General features: G+C 26.7%; 20 protein-coding genes and 1 pseudogene. 2 read left to right on the top strand and 19 right to left on the bottom strand.

Features of this window, described 5'->3' with window-relative positions; genetic code table 11:
* Positions 1-344 precede the first annotated feature (344 nt).
* The 9 genes from JWF52_RS15615 to JWF52_RS15655 form a co-directional block, all read right to left on the bottom strand.
* Complete coding sequence (locus JWF52_RS15615) at positions 345-560, bottom strand: hypothetical protein (protein WP_208334459.1); 216 nt, start codon at positions 558-560, stop codon at positions 345-347.
* A 768-nt stretch (positions 561-1328) separates the two neighbouring features.
* Positions 1329-2393, bottom strand: a complete 1065-nt coding sequence (locus tag JWF52_RS15620; protein ID WP_208334460.1) for a hypothetical protein — start codon at positions 2391-2393, stop codon at positions 1329-1331.
* Positions 2394-2484: 91 nt separating this feature from the next.
* Positions 2485-3015: a GNAT family N-acetyltransferase gene (locus JWF52_RS15625; protein WP_208334461.1), complete on the bottom strand. Its 531-nt coding sequence runs from the start codon at positions 3013-3015 to the stop codon at positions 2485-2487.
* A complete protein-coding gene (locus JWF52_RS15630) occupies positions 3015-4121 on the bottom strand; it encodes a site-2 protease family protein (protein WP_208334462.1) in 1107 nt (368 codons plus the stop codon). The genes JWF52_RS15625 and JWF52_RS15630 overlap by 1 nt, the downstream gene beginning before the upstream one ends.
* A 183-nt stretch (positions 4122-4304) precedes the next feature.
* Complete coding sequence (locus tag JWF52_RS15635; RefSeq protein ID WP_208334463.1) at positions 4305-5504, bottom strand: dicarboxylate/amino acid:cation symporter; 1200 nt, start codon at positions 5502-5504, stop codon at positions 4305-4307.
* Between the two features lie 365 nt (positions 5505-5869).
* Positions 5870-6193, bottom strand: coding sequence for a hypothetical protein (locus tag JWF52_RS15640; RefSeq protein WP_208334464.1), 324 nt, complete (start codon positions 6191-6193; stop codon positions 5870-5872).
* Between the two features lie 82 nt (positions 6194-6275).
* Complete coding sequence (locus JWF52_RS15645) at positions 6276-6983, bottom strand: hypothetical protein (RefSeq protein WP_208334465.1); 708 nt, start codon at positions 6981-6983, stop codon at positions 6276-6278.
* A 200-nt stretch (positions 6984-7183) separates the two neighbouring features.
* Complete coding sequence (locus JWF52_RS15650) at positions 7184-7552, bottom strand: hypothetical protein (RefSeq protein ID WP_208334466.1); 369 nt, start codon at positions 7550-7552, stop codon at positions 7184-7186.
* A gap of 748 nt (positions 7553-8300) precedes the next feature.
* Positions 8301-9122: a nitroreductase family protein gene (locus JWF52_RS15655; protein WP_208334467.1), complete on the bottom strand. Its 822-nt coding sequence runs from the start codon at positions 9120-9122 to the stop codon at positions 8301-8303.
* A gap of 196 nt (positions 9123-9318) precedes the next feature.
* On the opposite strand from JWF52_RS15655, the pseudogene JWF52_RS15660 reads away from it, so the two are divergent.
* Positions 9319-10198, top strand: a pseudogene (locus JWF52_RS15660) (LysR substrate-binding domain-containing protein).
* Positions 10199-10278: 80 nt separating this feature from the next.
* Here the strand turns inward: JWF52_RS15660 and JWF52_RS15665 are convergent.
* Entirely contained in the window at positions 10279-10476 is a 198-nt protein-coding gene (locus tag JWF52_RS15665) for a PspC domain-containing protein (protein ID WP_208334468.1), read from the bottom strand.
* Positions 10477-10664: 188 nt separating this feature from the next.
* Between JWF52_RS15665 and JWF52_RS15670 the strand changes: the two genes are divergently transcribed.
* On the top strand, positions 10665-11006 hold the full coding sequence (locus tag JWF52_RS15670; protein ID WP_208334469.1) for a PH domain-containing protein: 342 nt from the start codon (positions 10665-10667) through the stop codon (positions 11004-11006).
* 68 nt (positions 11007-11074) lie between these two features.
* On the opposite strand, the gene JWF52_RS15675 is transcribed toward JWF52_RS15670, so the two are convergent.
* The 9 genes from JWF52_RS15675 to JWF52_RS15715 form a co-directional block, all read right to left on the bottom strand.
* Positions 11075-12466 (bottom strand): FAD-binding oxidoreductase, encoded by a 1392-nt coding sequence (locus JWF52_RS15675; RefSeq protein ID WP_208334470.1) that lies wholly within the window; start codon positions 12464-12466, stop codon positions 11075-11077.
* A gap of 11 nt (positions 12467-12477) precedes the next feature.
* Positions 12478-13689 carry an FAD-binding protein gene (locus JWF52_RS15680; protein ID WP_208334471.1) on the bottom strand — a complete coding sequence of 404 codons (1212 nt, stop codon included), beginning with the start codon at positions 13687-13689 and terminating at the stop codon, positions 12478-12480.
* 14 nt (positions 13690-13703) lie between these two features.
* Positions 13704-14492 carry an electron transfer flavoprotein subunit beta/FixA family protein gene (locus JWF52_RS15685; RefSeq protein WP_208334472.1) on the bottom strand — a complete coding sequence of 263 codons (789 nt, stop codon included), beginning with the start codon at positions 14490-14492 and terminating at the stop codon, positions 13704-13706.
* A gap of 16 nt (positions 14493-14508) precedes the next feature.
* Entirely contained in the window at positions 14509-15783 is a 1275-nt protein-coding gene (gene larA, locus JWF52_RS15690; RefSeq protein ID WP_208334473.1) for a nickel-dependent lactate racemase, read from the bottom strand.
* A gap of 21 nt (positions 15784-15804) precedes the next feature.
* A complete protein-coding gene (locus JWF52_RS15695; RefSeq protein WP_208334474.1) occupies positions 15805-17355 on the bottom strand; it encodes an L-lactate permease in 1551 nt (516 codons plus the stop codon).
* Between the two features lie 134 nt (positions 17356-17489).
* Complete coding sequence (locus JWF52_RS15700) at positions 17490-18200, bottom strand: FadR/GntR family transcriptional regulator (protein WP_208334475.1); 711 nt, start codon at positions 18198-18200, stop codon at positions 17490-17492.
* Between the two features lie 253 nt (positions 18201-18453).
* Complete coding sequence (locus JWF52_RS15705; protein ID WP_208334476.1) at positions 18454-19326, bottom strand: NAD(P)/FAD-dependent oxidoreductase; 873 nt, start codon at positions 19324-19326, stop codon at positions 18454-18456.
* 30 nt (positions 19327-19356) lie between these two features.
* A complete protein-coding gene (locus tag JWF52_RS15710) occupies positions 19357-19833 on the bottom strand; it encodes a glutathione peroxidase (RefSeq protein WP_208334477.1) in 477 nt (158 codons plus the stop codon).
* Positions 19834-19936: 103 nt separating this feature from the next.
* Positions 19937-20368 (bottom strand): MarR family winged helix-turn-helix transcriptional regulator, encoded by a 432-nt coding sequence (locus tag JWF52_RS15715; protein ID WP_208334478.1) that lies wholly within the window; start codon positions 20366-20368, stop codon positions 19937-19939.
* Between the last annotated feature and the right edge of the window lie 518 nt (positions 20369-20886).

Here is a 20886-nt window from a genome sequence, read left to right on the forward strand (position 1 = left end):
TGAGTTTTCCTTAAATTCTAATCTAGCTTGCAAAATTCTTTTAGCTATAATTAGTTAATTCTTTATCTATGGTATTCATTCTTTTCCTCTAGCCTATTAATCTTTTTTGATCTTTTCTTGCATACTTTTTGTATTCTTTAGCATTATATTTTCAAACATTCTATACTTTCCTTCTTTAATGTTCATATATACACATCCCCTTATTTTAGTTTTAATATCATATTTATGTTAGTTATTATATTTTACATATATATGCTTTTTCCTTTTTATATGAACTACAATTTCGATTTTTTCTAAATTTTTTAAATAATATAAAAGCACCTATAATTATAGGTGCTTTTATATTATTTAATATTCGTATATGAGAGTATTGTTACCACAGCATCTATCTTCTCAGATAGGTTTAATATTTCCGTACTTGTTTTATCTAACTTTTCACATAAGTTTTCTAATTTTCCTAAAGTGTTTTGAACTTTGAATAGTTCTAGGGATTGTTCAAAGGTCAAATTGTAACTTTCCATAATTTTTTTTACTTGTTTCATAATTTCTTCTATATTCATAATAGCACCCCTAATATAAATTATGAACCTATCTTACATAATGTTACTCTTTGTTGAACTTTCTCAAAAAATATACTATTATTTATTTTAGAAGTATTCTAATTTACATGATTGTATGTCCTTGAAGGGAGATTTACATAAATGGCCTTATTAATACTTATTTTGTTAACTTTAGATATTATTATTGGTTCTATTTTAAAGAAGAAATTTTATATAAAAAATATTGATAAGGAGACTGCTCTAAAACTTTTACCTAAAAATTTTAGATATCTATTATCTTTTGCTCTTTTAATATGTCTTTACCTTGTAGCGATTAAGAGTATGCATTACTCTTATGTATTAATTTTTCTATATGCTCTTAATACTGTTGAGAATTATTTAAAAACTATTAAACTTTATAAATTAGATAAAGATAATAAATCTTATTATTATCCTTTATTTAAACTTATATCTTCATTAATTTTAATGATTTGCGTTATTGTTCTTTTAATTTTAAATAAAGTACCTATATTTCTTTAGTTATAGTAAAAAAGACCACTTAAATTTAAGTAGTCTTTTTTACTATATAAATCTTATATTTAAACACATCTATTGATTTAAAATCAATATTTAACTTATATGTAGAATCTTTAGATTGCTTATTAGTTGTAATTACTTTTTCCTTATTATTTGATACTTTCTTAGAAAATACTTCTTTATTATTTGATTTATCTACTAAACTTATGGATACTTCTTCATCAATATTTGTACCTTCTTCTATTTCAATTTTTATAGCTTCATCTTTTTTAGTTTAATATCAAAGTATTTATTAAAACTATCAAGCATACCTTCCTCAGTATTTTGATCAGCTAAATCAGTTCTAGTTTCTAGTACGTGTTCATCTTTCGGTGTATCTACTTTAACATTTAATACATTTAACTCGTTGCTTTTATATCCATCTTTATAAAACTTAATTGGTTTATCGTTAAATATAAAATCATATAATGACTTATTTTTATCTATAACATTTTTCTCTTTTACTTTATTCTCTTCACCCATATTTTTACCTGGATTATTAATAATACTTGTTGATAAATTAAATTGATCTTTATTTGATGCAATTATACTTAATCTATAATTAGTACTTTTATCAATACCTAGATGTAATTTAATATAATTAACATTAGGCCCTTCACACATGGCAGATATAATTGTATCATAATTTTCATTTATAAAATCATAAGTTATGTATTTATAATCATCTGTTGACCTATCATCTTTTTCATAATTAATACCAAGAATATTTTTTACATCGTCTACTGTCATCTTTTTATTTTCATGTAAATTTTTAACTACTTTAAGGTATGAGTCTACTAACTCTTTTGAAGATTTATTTAAATTTAACTTATTAATAAATTTCCTTTGATAATCAATGTTATTTCCTTCTAATTTAACATTTGAATAATATTTAGATCCTGAAATACTTGTAACGGTATTATCATTTTCTTGTGAGAAAATTACATTTTCAATTTTATTATTAGTTTCATCAATGTATATCTTTAAAGAATTCTTATCGAAGTCGTAGAACTTATTGCTTGATGAATCTGGCATTTCTAATTCTTTATCATCCTTCATTTTAGAATACTCATATAACTTGTACTCATATTTATATTTGCTTAGGTCCTTTTTTATATCCTCTAAAGATGGTTTTAAATCAATTTTTTCTAATATATTTAGGTAGTATTCTTTTAAATTAGCCTCTTGTGCATTTATACTACTACATCCTGTTGAAGTTATTAATATAGATATTAATATTAGTGTATATTTTCTTATTTTAATTCCCCTATTTTTCATTGTCTCTCCCTAATTTATGTATTTAATTATATGATATATCAGCTTTATGATTATAAAAACTAATTCTTTATTATTTTATTTAATCTAATTATTATATTAAAAATTCTTTTGCGTAAACTACGGTTCCACTAACATTATTTAAACCATTAGGTATTAGTTCTAAAGCCATAAATGCTTCATCAGGTACTTCAAATGGCGCTTTTATATTATAATTACTTGCAGGTATAAATCCAAATTTAGGATAATACTTATCATGTCCTAAAACTATAACTGATTTATATCCCATTTCTTTTGCTTTTTCTAGCCCCTCTTTAATTAACCTACTTCCTATTCTCATACCTTGATACTTTGGTAGAACTGAAAGTGGTGCTAAAGCTAAAGTTTCAAATATTTCTTTACCATTATCTATTAGTGCTTTTGTAAATAAAATATGTCCTATAATCTTCTCATTATCTTGCACTACCATAGATAATTCTTTTATAAAAGATTTTCCTTTTCTAAGTCTATTTACTAATAAATGCTCACTTTTATCGCTAAACTCTTCATTTTCAAAGGCTAGTTTTACTACTTCTTCACTTATTTCATAATCTTTTTCATTTTCTTGTCTTATTGTTATCTTCATTATTTTTCCTCGCTTAAAATTTGTTCTTTATTTTTAAAATCTACTATCATTTTACTTATGTTCATATCCATTTCATAAGCTCCTTGGCATCCTTTAAATATTGGATTCATGAGTTTATCACTACATAATTCAGCTTCGTAATCTTTAATTCCTAATACATGTTCACTTCTATATAGATCAAGCTTTTCCCCAGGTAAATTATGTTTCAATATTTTTACTTCTTCATATAATTTAAACGCCCTATCAACATCATTTTTAAATATAGCTTCATAAATTATACTACTATTAATTAGTCCTTTATAATAATTTGATTCTAAAGTCTTGCTTAACATCACATTTTTATGTATTATTGCTTTATTTACAACTGCATCTATTGTAGAGGGAAGTTTATCTATATCCTTATTAAAATAACATTGTAAAACCATTTGTAATGCTAAACTCAAACTTAAAATATTACTTTTATTTATATGTTCATTTTCTAAATCATTTATAAGCCTATCTATTAAATAATATTTAGATTCCTTGGAAATAGGAGTGTTTCCAATTATACTATATGTATATATTATTGTATCTGTAAAAATTTTATCAGTTTTTAATAGTTTTACATGCTTTCCATCACCCATAATATAACTTGGTATACACATTCCTGTTACTATAATTGCAGTTGATAAAAATAATATACTTGATTTAAATACTAAAGCTATTATTAAAGTTAATATACTTAAAATTAAATCACATAAAGGACCTGCTTGTATAGCTTTAATCCAACCTTTTACATGTTTTTTATAGTCATCTTCATTTAAAATCTCATTGTTATCAATTTGAGCTCTTCCTAAATAAGTAAATTGGATAGATACTCCTTTTTGTAATTTGAATTTATTCTTTACTCTTTTAAATGTAAAAGGTCCTATGTAAAGAATGCTAAAGTTCAATTTGTTTTTTTCAGCTATAAATCCATGAGAAAATTCATGTGCAACAACAAATACTAAAAATTGAACTAAAGTTACTAATACTAATTGAAGTATATTAATATCTAAGTATGCTACACTATGAAACACCATCATCCCGCAAAATAATCCAATTACATTAATCAATGTTTTTTCCATAATCTCCTCCCTATTTTTAATAAAACTATGAAGATATTCTAATAAATTTTCTCTGTTATTTATATATTAGATTTCCAATTTATAATAATTTTTACTTATATAAATTATTATACAATAATAAAACAAGCCTTATAAAAATAGATTTTCATAAGGCTTGATTATATTTATAAATTTATCCGTATATTAAATTTCTGATACATCAGAAGAAACTTCTTCACTTTTTATATTCTTTTTATCTGCCACTCCAGTAAGCATAAGAGTTATTGCACCATCTCCAACAACATTACATGCTGTTCCAAAGCTATCTTGAAGAGCAAATATAGTTAATATAAGCGCTGTTCCAGTTTCATTAAATCCAAGAACACTAGTTATTAAACCAAGAGATGCCATAACTGTACCACCAGGAACACCAGGCGCACCTATTGCAAATATTCCAAGTAATACTATAAATAAAATCATAGTAGTAACATTTGGCAGTTTTCCATAAAGAATTTGAGATACAACCATTACAAAGAATACCTCAGTTAATACCGATCCACAAAGATGTATATTAGCACAAAGAGGAACAGAAAAATCTAATATATCTTTTCTTAAAGATTTAGATTTTTTAGCACATTCTAATGCTACAGGTAATGTTGCAGCAGAAGACATACTTCCAACAGCTGTTAAGTAAGCCGGACCATAATGTTTTATAACTTCAATTGGATTTTTGCCTGATATAGCACCACCAATAAGGTATAAAACCGCTAACCATATAAAGTGACCAATAAGAACAATAGCTATAACTTTTAAAAATACTGGAAGGTGATTAGTTATAGAACCTTCATATGCTAAAGATGCAAATGTTGTAGCTATGAAAAAAGGTAGTATAGGTATTACTATTTTATTAACTAGACTTAAAACTATATCTTGGAATTGATTTAATAATTTTTCAACTAAATCTGCTTTAGTCCAAGTTACTGCTAAACCAATTATTATAGATAAGAATAAAGCACTCATAACAGGCATTACTTGTGGTATATCTAATTTGAAGATAAGCTCCGGCAATTCACGTAAAGATCCAGTAGCTGATGCGATTGATAGTTTCGGAATTAACATATAACCAAATATTGCAGAAAATGCAGCTGCTCCTACTGATGATATGTATGCAAACCCAATTGCAAATCCTAATAGTTGAGAAGCATTATGTCTTAATCTAGCAATTGATGGAGCTATAAATCCAATTATTATTAATGGAACTGAGAAAAATATTACTTGCCCTAAAATATATTTAAGAGTAACTATTACGTTCATCAAAGACTCTGAAGACGCAAAACCAATTATAAGACCAACAACAACTGCTATCACTAGCTTAAAAATTAAGCTATTAAAAACTTTTTTCATAATAAATCCCCCTTTTAATATGAATACAATTTTATAGTTATAAAAACATATATTACAACACAAATGATAGCAAACTAATACTTAATATTCAACAAGTATCTAACATTTATTATATTGTATATTTTGATATTACGTTAGGAAACCAACATTAAATTTGGTTTTTTGTCGAATAAAATTTTTATCTGTCTTATTTGTAAAATTATATCGTCCATTCTAGTAAGTAAACTCTCTTTTCCTTTAATATTAATATTATATAATCAGTATCATTTTTAGTTTTATATATATATCTATCTCCTAATTCTATATTTATTGGTTTTTCTTTATAAGGATTTATATTAGATTTATTAATTGAAAATACTTGCTCTTTAAATTTTTTCTATTTTTTTATTTAGTAATTTTATATTATCTTTATTTACAATTATCCATTCTTTTGAATTTTTCATCTTATATATATCTTCTTTTGAGTATTCTAAATAAGCATACCTTTCACCATCACCATGAAAAGATGGTTCACTTTTAAAAATATTTACTACATTTTCCGGTATACTTAATCTAATATCCCAATTAATATATATGTCTTCTTGGCTATTATTTATTTTTTTGTATATGTTTGATCTTATTTGTGCAACTATTAAACCTAATATGATTATTAATATTGCCATTATGATTTTTTTTGAATTACTATTCAATACTCTTATCCCCCCCAATTTTATTTATTAATATAATAACCTATTTAGCTATATATAATAAAAATTTTTCCATATCTACGTTTTATCCTTTTGCATTTTTGTAATCAATATCTTCTTGTATATACTCTTTAAGTTTTACATTACTAAGATCTATATTTGAGTTATTCTTTGCATCTATCCTAAATAAATCCTTTTCACCTTTTTTTAATTTTGAATACTCTATTATCTCGCTTTTACCGCTTGGATGAATACTTTCTACCTTAAATATAGCATCATTATTTTTGTCTATATATATTTTAGCTGTTTTGCTATTATATTCTGCAACCGAACTATCTTCATTCTTAACTTTTTTAAATTTATCCTTTAAGTATTTTGTTGTATACTGATTTGACATATTCTCCATTAAAGATATCTTTTCTAGATTTTTATTTTCTCTTGCTATTTGAGGTGAAAGTATAGTTGTACTACCCTCAAATTTGCCATTTTCATTACATATGCTAACTATTTTCCCTTCATTTTTATAAAATATTTCCCTAGCTTGTAGTTCATTATTTTTATTGTATTCGTCTCTTTGCTCTACTTCTGTTTCTGAGTCTTTGTAGTACTCTTCATAAGAACCATCATCTTTTGTAACTTTAACGAACTCTACCTCTCCCCTTGATTCAATTAATTTTTCGTAAGCCTTTGTAACTATTTCTAGATTCTTTTTTAGTGTTTTTTCCCTAATTAATACAAATGACATTGCTATTACCATAATAGATACTATGCATAATAAATATTTTTTCTTCATATTTCTCTCCCTTCTTATAAGTTTTATCTAAATAATCTTATTATAAAATATTTTACCATATTTATGAAAATTAGACTCAATTCTAAATTTTGGATAATATATTAATTAAGTAACATGAAATATATATTACATTTAATTGGTTATAAATTACTTTTACAAACATAAAAATCCAGTGATTTATTTATCACTGATTTTTATATTTATCTTATTATTTTTAATTTGCATTTTCTCTTTTCTTTTTTTCTACATTCTATTAGTTCCTTTTTTTCTTTTACAAAATCCATTAATGTTTTCTTTTCATAATTAATTATTTTATCATTATATTCTTTTTCAAAAAATAATTCATATGCTTCTTTTACTTCTTTACCATTTCTTTTTATTCTTGCTAAATTTTCTTCATCATTGATTTTTACAACTTTCATTATTTGTCCACAATCACAAATTATATATCTGTAATTTTCTTTAACTTTACTTGATATGCTAATTTTCAAGTTAACCGGCTTTAAACAGTTAAAGCATATTGGTATTTGATAAAAATTCCCCTTATTTTCTCCCCTTTGTAAACTCATATCTATCCCCCATTATAGAATTTGCCTACTTATATATTACAACATTTTTAAAATTAAAATAAGCTTATAATATAATATTTGATATTGGGAAATATTGTAATTTATTACTTGAAAATGTTTATCTACGTCCTATTTATAAATAGTGCTATAATATAACCATATAGAAGTTCTCTTCTATATATTATAGTTTATAGATATTACCTATGTATGTATTTATCTATTGTATTAAAGATGAAAGGATTTAAAAAATGGATTTTATTATAGACACAATATTTCATATATTTTTTACATTTTTCTGGATAGCTGTATTGATAATATTTTTACTTAAAGAAAAAAATAAAAAAAGATATGTATTTTTAATATTTTGTATTCCTCTACTGATATGGACAATTTTTTCATACAACCATGTCCTAAAACCACGTTTTCAAGATATTACTTACTATATCAATAAAGATTATGAAACTATAATCGGAAAATGTATAGTTGTATATAGAAGTACCAAAGGTACAACCCCCTCATTTAAATTGGAGAATAATGACTATTATTATAATCCTAAATTCAATAAAATTAACGAAGATAAAACATATAGAATAATGTATCTTCCTAATAGCAAATATGTAATTAAATCAGAGTTATTAGACTAATGTCTATGACTTAAATTATTAATAATTTAATATAAATTTATATAAAAAGTAAGTAGCCAATATGACTACTTACTTTTTATATTATAAATTAAAGCTTTTATTAATTATCTCCAAGATATTTGAGCATCCTTTCTAGGTACAGTTCTTGAATATTTTATATCAGGATATCCGATTACCATACAAGTAACTACTTCTTTTCCTTCTTCTAACCCTAGATAATCCATTATTTTTTTATTGCCTTGAGCTGCTCTTACAAAGAATCCACTGAAGAATGTTCCAAGACCTAATGCATTAGTCATAAGCTCCATATTCGAAGAAGCTAAGGCACCATTTACTGGTGAATCAGATACAACAAGTATTACAACAGGAGCATTAAAGAATAAGCTATCTCCTTTTACTTTATCTTCTTTGTAGGCATCATACATATTAACCCACATATCTGCGTATTTCTTAATAGGCATTGTCTGTGGATTTAAATTAGAAAGTATGTGCTTTCCCATTTGGCTTAATCTTTCTAATGTCATTGACTTTAATTCATCTATATTATCTCTTACTACTATATAAGATACATTTTGACTATTACTTCCTGTTTGAGTAAATCTTCCTGCTTCTATAATCTTTGACAGCTTATCTACTTCTACATCTTTATTTTTAAATTGCCTTATAGTTCTTCTAAACTTTATAAAGTTTAATAAATTATTCGCATCTATATCAAATTCTTCTTTATTATAATCCTTAACATCTTCCATATTGTACTCATCAGTTGTTACTGCATCCTTCGGACAGACCGCTATACAGTGACCACATTTAATACAAGTTACATTTTTAATATTAGCCTTTTTATCTACAAGCTCTATATCTTTTAAGAAACAGTCATTCACACATAATCCACAACCTATACATTTATCTTTATCTACTTTCATCATAATATTTATTTCCCCCTATCTTTGACATAACTATAAATAATATTTATAATTTATGTAATTATATTAGTACAATTAATTTATTTTTTAATCATTTATTGAGATTATATCACTATAAATTTATATATGTCTAATGTCTATTTTTCATATAAGTATAACTTTTATTCATATATTAACTACAATAATAAGGAGTATAAAAATGAATCTACAACAGCTAGAATATTTTAAAACAATAGCTGAAACTGAAAACTTTACAACAGCTTCAAACTTGCTTTCAGTAACTCAACCGGCTTTAAGTAAATCAATATCAAAATTAGAAGAAGAACTAAAAAGTTCCTTTATTTGAAAAAAGCGGACGGAATATAAAATTAACTGCATATGGAAAAATATTTTTATCTCATACAAATATAGCACTGTCTGAGATTGAAAAAGGAATTCAAAAACTACAAGACATGACTAATCCTAGTACAGAAACTATTTCTATTTCATCTACATCTAGTGTTGGAACGTATTTTATGCCACTTTTAATTAGTGAATTCTTAAATACTTATCCTGATACTAAATTTAAATTTAGCCATCAATCTATATGTAATATAGTAAGTGATTTAAAGACAGGGAAAATAGATTTAGGATTTTATCAAAATATAGATAAGTTTGATAATTATCCTGAAATTGAATCAATACCTATAAAAAGAGAGGAATATGTTTTAATTGTTCCTAAGAGTCATAGTTTATCTAATAAAGATGAGGTTTCTTTAAAGGATTTAAAAGATGAGTCTTTTATTGTATTTTGTGAATCAAGTAAGGATAAAATGATTTCTTACTCAGAATTTTTAGGATATATTCCTAAGATATCTATACATCCAAGTGAAGCTAGTATGATTGAAGGTTTAGTGGCTGCTGGTTCTGGTATTTCTATAGTTCCTAACACTCCATTTATTAATACTAATACTCTTTCTATTGTAAAAATCAAAGAAAAGATAAAAGACAGAGTCATTTATATGGGATGGCTTAAAAATTCATCTATGTCCTTCGTAGCAAAAGAGTTTAAAAACTATGTTATATCATCTATTTCTTGATGATATAACATAGTTTTATTTATTATTAAGTATGATAATAGTTTAAAATTTTTAATATATATCACTACATTGTTTTATAGTTAATAATTCGCTTGATTAGGCATAAGAAAAATTAAAGCTACATATAGCATTATTCCCATAGTTATATTTCCAAATACTGTGAATAACACAAATATTATTCTAAGAGTTGATGACTTAAATCCAAAAAATTCAGATACTCCACCACAGACACCAGCAAATACTGAATCATTATTAGATATATACATTTTTCTATTCAAATAATTTCCCCCTTTATATATTTAAGCTTAAAATTATTTTATATTTATGATGGTACTACACTTTAAAATATACAACAACAATAATTATTAGTTTGAAAACTTACCATACGTTAATTTACAAATATTACTACATAATCTATACTATATTTAAAAGGTTATTAGAGATTAATCTTTAAGGGGGATTTAAAATGGATAAAATAATTAACGAAATTGTTAATATATTAGATGAAGATGAAGAAATATTATTATCATTAAGATGTTCTATAAAAACAGTTTTACGAACAGATGTATATAGACCTGGTATACTTACATCTACTAATAAAAGACTTATATTTTATGCTTATAACTTAGGAGATACTAATTTAATCGAAGTTATTAATTATGAAGATATTTCTTCAATTGAAAAAAAGAAAGTTTTACTAAAAGAGTATATAACTATTAGAGGTAATTTTGAAAATATAGTGTTTTCAAATATACTAAGTGATAATTCTGATGAGTTTATAGATTTTATAAATAAAATATTAGATTAATAAAAAATTTCCTTAAATATAAAAAGCTATACTTATTGAAATTTCAACAAGTATAGCTTTTTATATTTTTAGTATATTTTTCCTGGATTTAATATATTCTTATGGTCAAATGCCATTTTTATATTTCTTATAATATCCATATATGCTTCACTTTGAGATTCGTGTAAATATCCTTTTTTAGCATATCCTATTCCATGTTCTCCTGAAACTTGCCCTCTTAATTCTCTTGCTTTCTTATACATACAGTCAAAACTTTCTTTTAATTTTAATTCCCATGTTTTATCATCCATATCATCTCTTAATGTATACACATGAAGGTTTCCATCTCCTGCATGCCCAAAGCTTTTTATTCTTACATTTAATTCTTTTTGTAATTCATTAGTATATCTTATAAAATCAGCAACTTTATCTCTAGGAACTACAACATCGCACTCGTCTATTTCTGTTGTAGATGCTTTTATGGCTTCTAAGAATGCTCCTCTAGCAGACCATATAGATTCATTTCTTTCTTGTGTATCAGATATAAATACATCATATGCTCCGTTTTCCAAACATAGATGAGCAACATTCTCATATTCTTTTTCTATGTCTTCTTTGCTATTTCCATCAAATTTTAGTAATAAATATGCATCTGAACTATTATCTGGGAATTTCTTTCCTAAAAATTCTTCTGCAGCAAGTATTACTTCTCTTTCCATAAACTCTATTGCTGTTGGTATAGATTTTGATTTTATTATTTTAGGTACTGTATCTATTGCTGTTGCTAAGTCTTTAAAAGGTACTAATAAACTTATATCCTTTTTAGGAAGTGGTAGTAATCTTAGTATAGCCTTTGTTACTATTGCTAGCGTTCCTTCTGAACCTACTATTAAATCTTTTATACTATATCCAGAACTATTTTTAACAACTTTTCCACCTATATTAATTATTTCTCCATTTGGAAGAACAGCTTCTAATCCTCTTACATAATCTCTAGTCACTCCGTACTTAACTGCTCTCATTCCACCTGCATTTGTATTTATATTTCCACCTATTGTAGCACTTTTTTCACCTGGATCTGGTGGGTAAAATAAGTCTTTTTCCTGAACATATTGACCTATAGTCATAAGTAGTACACCTGGTTCTACTGTTAATGTTAAGTTTTCCTCATCAAGTTCTAATATTTTATTCATCTTACTTAAATTAATCATAATACCACCATGAATTGCTACTGCTGCTCCAACTAATCCTGTTCCTTGTCCTCTAGGTGTTACTGGTATGTTATTTTCATAGGCATACTTCATTATTTTAGATACTTGTTGTGTTTCATATACATTTATAAGTACTTCTGGATATTTTTCAACTCCACCTAACTCATCATGAGAAAAGTCTTCACTTATCCCTTCACCTACAAAAACTTCATCTTTCCCACAAACATCTATAAGAAAATCTATATCATTTTTATCAATTTTTTTATACATAGCTAATCCCCCTATTCTTCCACTGATAATGCTAAGTCTAATTGTTTTTTCTCTATTTTTTCTATTAACTTAGGAACTATTTCATAAATATCACCTATTAATGCTAAGTGAGAAACATCAAATATAGGAGCTTTTTCATCTTTATTTATAGCTACTATGTAGTCTGAACCTTGCATTCCGGCAACAAATTGAACAGCTCCAGATACACCACAAGTTATTATAAGTTTTGGTTTTACCGTTCTACCACTAAGTCCTATTTGTTTCTTTGCATCTATCCATCCAGATTCTACTAAGGGTCTTGTTCCTGCAACTTGTGCACCTAATACATCTGCTAATTTATAAATCATTTCCATATCTTCTTGTTTTTTTATAGCTCTACTTCCAACAACAATAACTTCTGCATCTTCAAGACCAACTTCTTTAGTTTTAGGTTTAGTGCTTAATACTTTTATATTTGAGTTTAATTTTTCTTTACCGATGTTACATAAAATAATTTTTCCAGTTGGATTTTCTACTTCATCTGGTGCAGAGAATATTTTATATCTTACTGTTGCAAATTGAGGTCTATTATTTGGTGTATGAATATGAGCCATTATATTTCCACCAAAAGCAGGTCTAATTTGATCTAAGTCTGTATTTTCTTGTATATCTAATATTGTACAGTCAGCTGTAAGACCGGTTTTAAATCTTGCAGCAAGTCTTGGTGCTAATGATCTTCCTAATGTAGTTCCTCCTACTAGCATTATTGTTGGTTTTACATTCTCTATAAAATCTTCAATAGCACTAGAATATGGTTCTATTCTAAAGTGTTCAAATTCTTCCTCATCATATACGAATACTTTATCTACACCATAAGATATTAATTTTTCACATTTATCTTTTATATTTTTTCCTACAAATACACAGTATACTGGATGATTTACTTTCTCAGCCATTTCACGAGCTTTACCTATAAGTTCATAAGTTACAGGATGTATATCTCCTTCATGGTGATCTACATATACAGCTATACCTTTCCACTTGTCTTTATCTATTTCTACCTTTAAACTTTCAACAAATTCAAATGCCCCTTTAGGTCCTTTTTTAACACACATCTTACACATTTTACAAGCTGCATTTATTTCTACCTTATCATTTATAAGCTCTATCGCATTAAAAGGACATAGTTTAATTACTTCATCAACATTCTCTATTTTTTCTTGATTTATTATTATTTTAGCCACTTTAAATCATCCCCCTATATTAACTTTAACTCCTTAAGTTTATCTGCTAACTTATCACTTATTTCATCACTATTTCCTCTTAAAACTTCTTTTTCATTATTAGAAGTTGGAGGGAAAATTTTTAATACTTGTGTTGGAGAGCCATTAAGTCCATAGTTATTTTCATCTTTATCTTCAAAATCACTTAAACTATACATAGGTATCTCTCTATCTTTAGTGTCTAATTTTAATTTAAATGAAGGTAATCTTGGTTGGAATATTCCTTTTTCAACAGTTATAAGGCAAGGGTAATTAACCTCACACTCTTCTAATGTGTTTGGCATATCCGCCTCTACAACTATACTATTTTCTTTTACTTCGATTATTTTAGTTACATTTGTGATATGAGCTATATTTAAAAATTCTGCTATTTCTGGTCCAACTTGAGCAGTATCTCCATCAGTTGTTTGCTTTCCACATATTATTAAGTCTGGACTTCCTACCTTTTTTATTCCTTGAGATAGTGTATATGATGTTGCAAGTACATCTGCACCTGCAAATTTTCTATCACTAAGTATAGCTCCTTCATCAACACCCATCATAAAACCTTCTTCTATTATTTGCTTTGCTTGTGGTGGTCCCATAGTTAATACTTTTAAAGTTGCACCTTTTTCCTCTTTTATTTTAAGGGCTGTTTCTAGTGCATATAAATCGTATGGATTCATTTTAGAATCTATACCATCTCTTTTAAGTACCCCTGTTTTTTCATCAACTTCAACTTCAGTAGTTCCTGGAACTTGTTTGATACATGTTAAAATTTCCATCTTTTATCCCCCTTATCTACTTAACAATTACAGATACTCCATCAGGAATAACTACAACTTTTGAATCTTTACCTTTTATATCAAAGGCTATATTTAAAGCATCATCAAAGTTTGATGTATGCTTCATATGCATACTTTCTATCATATTTTTGTCACACTTATCTGTAACCATTATTACTGTGTGTTTTTCTAGTATTCTGGCAAGTATTTGAAATTCCCATTGATCTGGAGCAGTTTGTGCTCTACTTACCTGTCTAACTCTTTTTAATACTTCAGTTGGAGATTTAGCATTTGCTATATTATCATAGAAAGATTGACCTCCATGCCCATCATTGCATGCAGATACCATAATTATTACTCCACCTTCATTACAAGTTGCCTCCGCTGCTGTCATTCCTTTTACTGATTGATATATATTTTGGTCTAGTGGATATCCACCATTAGTACTGACAACTATGTCAGCTTTATGAGGTTTAACTCTAGATAATTCAGTTACAAATTCGCATCCCTCTTTATGTGCCTTTTCTACATCTCCAGCAAAGGATGCTATAACCTTTTTATCTTGATCTATTACAACATTTAATATAAATGCTAGATTAGATGCTTTAGCTGCATATACCATATCTTCATGTATAGGATTTTTGTTAAGTGTACCTGTTCTTGCATTTTCACTATCTATAAAATCGCTACAATGGTTATACATTATAGTTTTAGCTGATGCAATTCCTGGAAGTATACTTTTTCTACCTCCAGAGAATCCTGCAAAGAAATGAGGTTCAATAAATCCTTCTGCTATTAGTAAGTCTGCTTCTTTAACTAATTTATTTAAATATAAATCTCCACCAGATGGTAATACTCCCATTTTTACCATTTGAGAATCATCTGTTGATATATGCATTACTATCTCTTCATTATTTACTATTTCTTCACCCATTTTATATATTAGTTCTTCTCTTGTACTTTCTCTATGAAAGCCTGTCGCAACTAATATTTTAATATTTGCATTCTTATTTACTTCTCTTATTCTTCTTAATATTATCGGCATTGTCACCCTACTAGGTACTGGTCTTGTATGATCACTTGTTATTATTACTATGTTTTCCTTATTTTTTGCTAATTCTTCTAGCTTCTGTGATCCAATTGGGTTGTCTAATGATTTTTCAACTATTTCTTCTTGAGTTTCACTAACTTTATAGTCGTGTGCCTTAGATGTGAGTAATTTGATAAAGTTTTCGTCTGGAATATTTAAAGTCATTCCTTCTTTTGAGTATGGTACTTTTAAAGTAGGCATTTTATCCCCCCTAATATTTAATTAAATACCTATATAACTTCCAAAATAAACCATAATGCCTAGTACTATTACATAAGCTAAGCAGAATTTTAATGTTGAGTTAAGTATTTTTCCTTCTTTTCCTATTAATCCTGTTGCTGATGTTGCAATTGCTATACTTTGTGGTGATATCATTTTCCCAGCTGTTGCACCTGCTGTATTTGCTGCTGCTATCCAATATGGGTCTATTCCTAGAGCTGTTGCAGATTGAGCTTGTAGCCCACCAAATAAAATATTTGCTGATGTGTCACTTCCTGTTACAAAGGTTCCAATTGAACCTAAAAGTGGTGATATTATCGGATAGAAAGACCCAGTTATTGCACTAAGTCCAAATGAAATTGATCCTGTCATACCGCTATATGACATAATTTTTGATATTGCAACTATTGATGTTATAGTTACAAATGATTTAGATAATTGTTTTACTGTTCTTATTAATACATCTACCATAGTAGAAACTTTTACTTTTTGTATTAATCCTCCTAAGAACGTAGCAACTATAATTACCATTCCTGGTGTATTTAACCACGCAAATTTAGTTGTTGTTGATCCTTCTCCTGTATATATTTTAAATTCACTTGTAAATTTAGATAAAAACTCGTTTATTGATGGGAATAATGGGCTTGCTGCTAATATCAAGATACATAGTAATATGTATGGAAGCCATGCTAGTACCCCTTCCTTTAAAGTTACACTAGACTTTATTGCTACATTTCCAGAAGCATCATCATCTCTTGTTTTAGATTCATTCTTTTTCATTGCTTTTGCCATAAGTATTGTGACTAACATACTGCACAAACTTCCTACAAGTGCAGGTAATTCAGCTCCTAAATATTTTGCTATAAATATTTGTGGTATGGCAAAGGCCACCCCTGATGCTAAAGTTATTAAAAATACTCCTTTTAATGCTTTGAAACTTTTTTTAGTAAGAATTACTAATACAAAAGGTATTAATATTATGAATGGTGCTAATTGAATTGCTGTCATATAACTTAATTTCATTACATCTAATCCAGTTACTGTTGCTAATGTACTTACTGGAATACCTATTGCTCCAAATGCAGTTGGAACTGTGTTGGCTATAAGACATATTATAGCTGCAAATATTGGGTTAAATCCTAATGATGCAAGTATACTGGCTGGTATTGCAACTGCTGTACCATATCCTGCAACTGCTTCTAGGAAACCTCCAAATCCCCAAGCTAGTATAAGTACTTGTATTCTCTCGTCTGTTGTTATACTAGATAGCATTTGTTTCATAGTATCCATTGTTTTTGTTTCAACAGCTAAGTTGTAAGTAAATAAAGCTGCTACTATAACTAAAAGTATAGGCCATAGTGCAACTAATACACCTTCAATAGATGCTGTAATTGCATCTATAAAGGGCATTTTCCAAAATGCCATAGCTATAATAAATGTAAGTATTCCTGTGAAAAGACAAGTTTTATGTGCTGGTAATTTTAATACTCCCAATGACACAATCAACCATATAATTGGTATTATAGCTATTAAAAATAACATATAATCGTTCATCAAGTTTCCTCCTAAATATTATTTTGTGACGGTCACTTGAATGATGGTCAGTGGTATTACCACTTATGCTTTAATAGTATAAGATAGTGATGTTTTTTTCAATGATTGTTTGAAATTTAACATTTTCAATCGAATTATTTCACTAAATAACTTTCTCTAATAATTGACATGTGTCTTTTCATTTCTGTATATGCTAAATTAGGATTTTTTTGTTTTATCCCTTCATATATCATTTTATGACTTTCAAATAGCGTCTTTTCATCTCTATAATTGTATATAATTCTTTCTCTTGCATCCTCTATAAAAGTTTCAAAAAGTCTAGATGATGTCATGAATACGCTTTCAATTAAATAATTTTTACTTATAGATGCTATTTTATTGTGAAATTTTTGGTCAAGTTGAACTATCTTTTTACTATTAAAATTTAACTTATCATTTTCCTTTTGCATCTGATCTATTATTTCTCTTAATTCATTACAATCATCTTTTGTTGCTTTTTCTGCTGCTATTACCACTGTTTGTAATTCTAAAACTTCTCTTAACTCTAATATATCTTGCCACGTACCTTCATTTAATTTAAATCCCATAGATAGTGGCTCTATTAGTGATTTTTCTATGCTATTGCATATAAAGTTGCCTTCCCCTTGTTTACTTTCAATTACTCCCATAGTTTCTAAAACTCTTATAGCTTCTCTTATTGATGTTCTACTTACACTCATACTCTCTGATAATTCTCTTTCTGATGGTAGCTTGTCCCCCTTTTTTAATTCTCCCCTTAATATCTTATCTTGTATTTGTTCTATTACAAGCTCATAAACTTTTTTATTTGAAATATTATAAAACATATTATCCCCCACTGATTTGCATTTTCTCTTATATATTATTTATATCAAATACATTTATCTTATACCATATATTTTATTATCTAATCTATATAAATAAAAGTAAAATAAATAACCCCTTAAATTAGTATTGTACAAGTATTTTTTACTTGTGTCTACTTTAAGGGGGTAAATTTATCATATAAACCTATTGATGATTTATCTTCTTTTTCTTGTGGTGCTTATTCAAAACATTGGTTACAAGGAAAATCTCCTCCTATGCTCTTTTTCTTTTTTGTTCATCTAAATATGATACTGCTGAAAGTGCAGCTATATTTCCTTCTCCAGCTGCTTTTATATATTGATAAGGAGCTCCAACTATATCTCCTGCTGCAAAACAACCTTTTAAGTTTGTTTTCATTAATCTATCTACCTCTACATGATTTCCATCTAGTTGTAACCCTGGTACTAGTTGTCCTGGTGAAATACTATCCCTTAATATAAATATCCCATCTGTTTCTATTTCACTATTTTTTAATATTAATTTATTTGCTAATCCATGGCCTGATATTTCTACTGGAATATCTTTTATAACTTCAATTGAATCATCAACTTCTACATCCTCTTTGTACATAGGGATATAGTAAACCCTTGAAGCAATAGTAGCTATAAAATTCGCTTCAGCCTCTTCATGTTTGTTGTAAGAAATTATTGTAACTACCTTATTTTTATATAAAGGAGCATCACAAGTTGCACAATATCCTACACCTTTTCCTAAAAATTCTTCTTCTCCTTTAAATGGTCTTCCAAAATTCACACCTGTTGCTAATATTATAGAACTAGCTTCATAGTTATTTTCATTTCCCATAAGTGAAAAGTACTCACCCATTGAATATATACTATTTATCTTTTCTTCTGTTATTTCTATATTCATAGATTCTAAGTGATTAACAAACTCATCTTTTATTTCTGCTCCACTTTTACCATAAAAACCTAAATAATTATTAACTTTATGAGCTTTTACTAACTTATTACTTATATCTTTACTACCAAAAATTATAAATTTCTTATTTCTAATACTTGCATTTAATGCAGCAGATATTCCCGCTACTCCACTACCTATTATTGCAATATCATACATTTCACTCATATATTTTCCTCCTTGTAGCCTTATGTTTATTTATCTTAATAAATTTTCTATATCACTTTTAATCTTTAATGGTGATACTGTAGGTGCATATCTTTTTATTACATTTCCATTAGAATCTATTAAAAATTTAGTGAAGTTCCACTTTATCTCTTTACCAAGTAATGATTTTGCCTGGCTTTTTAAATATTTATATAATGGGTGTGCATCTTTTCCGTTTACATCTATTTTTTCAAACATAGTAAATGTAACTCCATAGTTTAATTGGCAAAATTCATGTATTTCTTCATTACTACCTGAATCTTGTTTAGCAAATTGGTTACAAGGGAACCCTAATATTTCAAGCCCTTTATCTTTATACTCTTGATATAATGCTTCTAAATCTTTAAATTGAGGAGTTAGTCCACATTTACTTGCAGTATTTACAACCAAAATCACCTTCCCTTTGTAATTATCCATACTTATTTCTTGCTTGTTCATTTTTTTAGCTTTAAAATCATAAAATTTCATATTAGTTATTCCTCTCCATTTTTAATTTATTTAAATTTAATTTAGTTCAATTAATTTATTTAAAATATAAAGTCAAATTCTGTATAGAATTTAACCCTATTTACTAATCTAATTCAATTAAGAATTCATCTAAGTATGCTTTTAATTTTTTAAGGTTTTCTTTATCTCCATTGAAATTACAGTATAATTTTTCTGGAACTTCAAGTATATCTTCTTTTAGTAATTTGCCTTTTTCAGTTATTTCTACTGTAACTACTCTATCATCTTCTTTATTTCTATATTTAGTAATTAAACCCATAGATTCTAATTTTTTTACTACTGGAGTAAGAGTTCCAGAATCTAGGTGTAGTCTCTTACCTAATTCTTTAAATATAATTTTTTCTTCTTCCCACATTACAAGCATGGCTACATATTGTGTATATGTTAAATTATGTTTATCAAGTAATGGTTTATACAGTTTTATAACCTCTCTTGATGCTGCATATAATGAAAAACATATCTGGTTTTCTAATTTTATTTTATCATATTTACTCATTTATTTTCTCCATTCAATGATTTATATAAATTTAATTTAATTAAATCAGTTGTTGAATTTATTATATACACTATTATTTTTGTTGTCAATAATTTTATTCATATATTTTTTATAATAAATGTATAAGATTGTGAATGCTGGATATAATTAAAGTATACTCATTAATGTTTTTATTCAAATTTTATCCTAATTTTATATTTTATATCCTTACTAAAAGACAGGCAACGGACCCTGTCTTTTTTAATCTTTAATTTCTCTCTATTAATTAAATCTATATAATAATATTAATATATAAATAATACTTTTTTAACATTTTTTGCTATAATTTAACTATATAGTAACTAATAAAATTAGTTTATTAGTTACTATATATTAAATATTATTCTTAATAAGCTATTATATAAATAGATTGGAGATTATTAATGAGGACCAAAATATTTGATGATTTTATAGTTCTAGCTGGTATTTCAGGGCTAATATATCTTATACTTATTGGTATTAAAAGATTTTTGTAAAAA

Origin of the sequence: Clostridium sp. CCUG 7971 (genome assembly GCF_017590215.1) — a bacterium.
GTDB lineage: Bacteria > Bacillota > Clostridia > Peptostreptococcales > Peptostreptococcaceae > Faecalimicrobium.

Bases quoted from the DNA above. Each gene is read 5' to 3' on its own strand.
- JWF52_RS15625 (WP_208334461.1), bottom strand. From the start codon at position 3,015: ATGAAGATAACAATAAGACAAGAAAATGAAAAAGATTATGAAATAAGT.
- JWF52_RS15705 (WP_208334476.1), bottom strand. From the start codon at position 19,326: ATGAGTGAAATGTATGATATTGCAATAATAGGTAGTGGAGTAGCGGGA.
- JWF52_RS15645 (WP_208334465.1), bottom strand. From the start codon at position 6,983: ATGAAGAAAAAATATTTATTATGCATAGTATCTATTATGGTAATAGCA.
- JWF52_RS15635 (WP_208334463.1), bottom strand. From the start codon at position 5,504: ATGAAAAAAGTTTTTAATAGCTTAATTTTTAAGCTAGTGATAGCAGTT.
- JWF52_RS15620 (WP_208334460.1), bottom strand. From the start codon at position 2,393: ATGAAAAATAGGGGAATTAAAATAAGAAAATATACACTAATATTAATA.
- larA (WP_208334473.1), bottom strand. From the start codon at position 15,783: ATGCCTACTTTAAAAGTACCATACTCAAAAGAAGGAATGACTTTAAAT.
- JWF52_RS15675 (WP_208334470.1), bottom strand. From the start codon at position 12,466: ATGTATAAAAAAATTGATAAAAATGATATAGATTTTCTTATAGATGTT.
- JWF52_RS15630 (WP_208334462.1), bottom strand. From the start codon at position 4,121: ATGGAAAAAACATTGATTAATGTAATTGGATTATTTTGCGGGATGATG.
- JWF52_RS15650 (WP_208334466.1), bottom strand. From the start codon at position 7,552: ATGAGTTTACAAAGGGGAGAAAATAAGGGGAATTTTTATCAAATACCA.
- JWF52_RS15710 (WP_208334477.1), bottom strand. From the start codon at position 19,833: ATGAAATTTTATGATTTTAAAGCTAAAAAAATGAACAAGCAAGAAATA.
- JWF52_RS15655 (WP_208334467.1), bottom strand. From the start codon at position 9,122: ATGATGAAAGTAGATAAAGATAAATGTATAGGTTGTGGATTATGTGTG.
- JWF52_RS15695 (WP_208334474.1), bottom strand. From the start codon at position 17,355: ATGAACGATTATATGTTATTTTTAATAGCTATAATACCAATTATATGG.
- JWF52_RS15615 (WP_208334459.1), bottom strand. From the start codon at position 560: ATGAATATAGAAGAAATTATGAAACAAGTAAAAAAAATTATGGAAAGT.
- JWF52_RS15670 (WP_208334469.1), top strand. From the start codon at position 10,665: ATGGATAAAATAATTAACGAAATTGTTAATATATTAGATGAAGATGAA.
- JWF52_RS15700 (WP_208334475.1), bottom strand. From the start codon at position 18,200: ATGTTTTATAATATTTCAAATAAAAAAGTTTATGAGCTTGTAATAGAA.
- JWF52_RS15715 (WP_208334478.1), bottom strand. From the start codon at position 20,368: ATGAGTAAATATGATAAAATAAAATTAGAAAACCAGATATGTTTTTCA.
- JWF52_RS15685 (WP_208334472.1), bottom strand. From the start codon at position 14,492: ATGGAAATTTTAACATGTATCAAACAAGTTCCAGGAACTACTGAAGTT.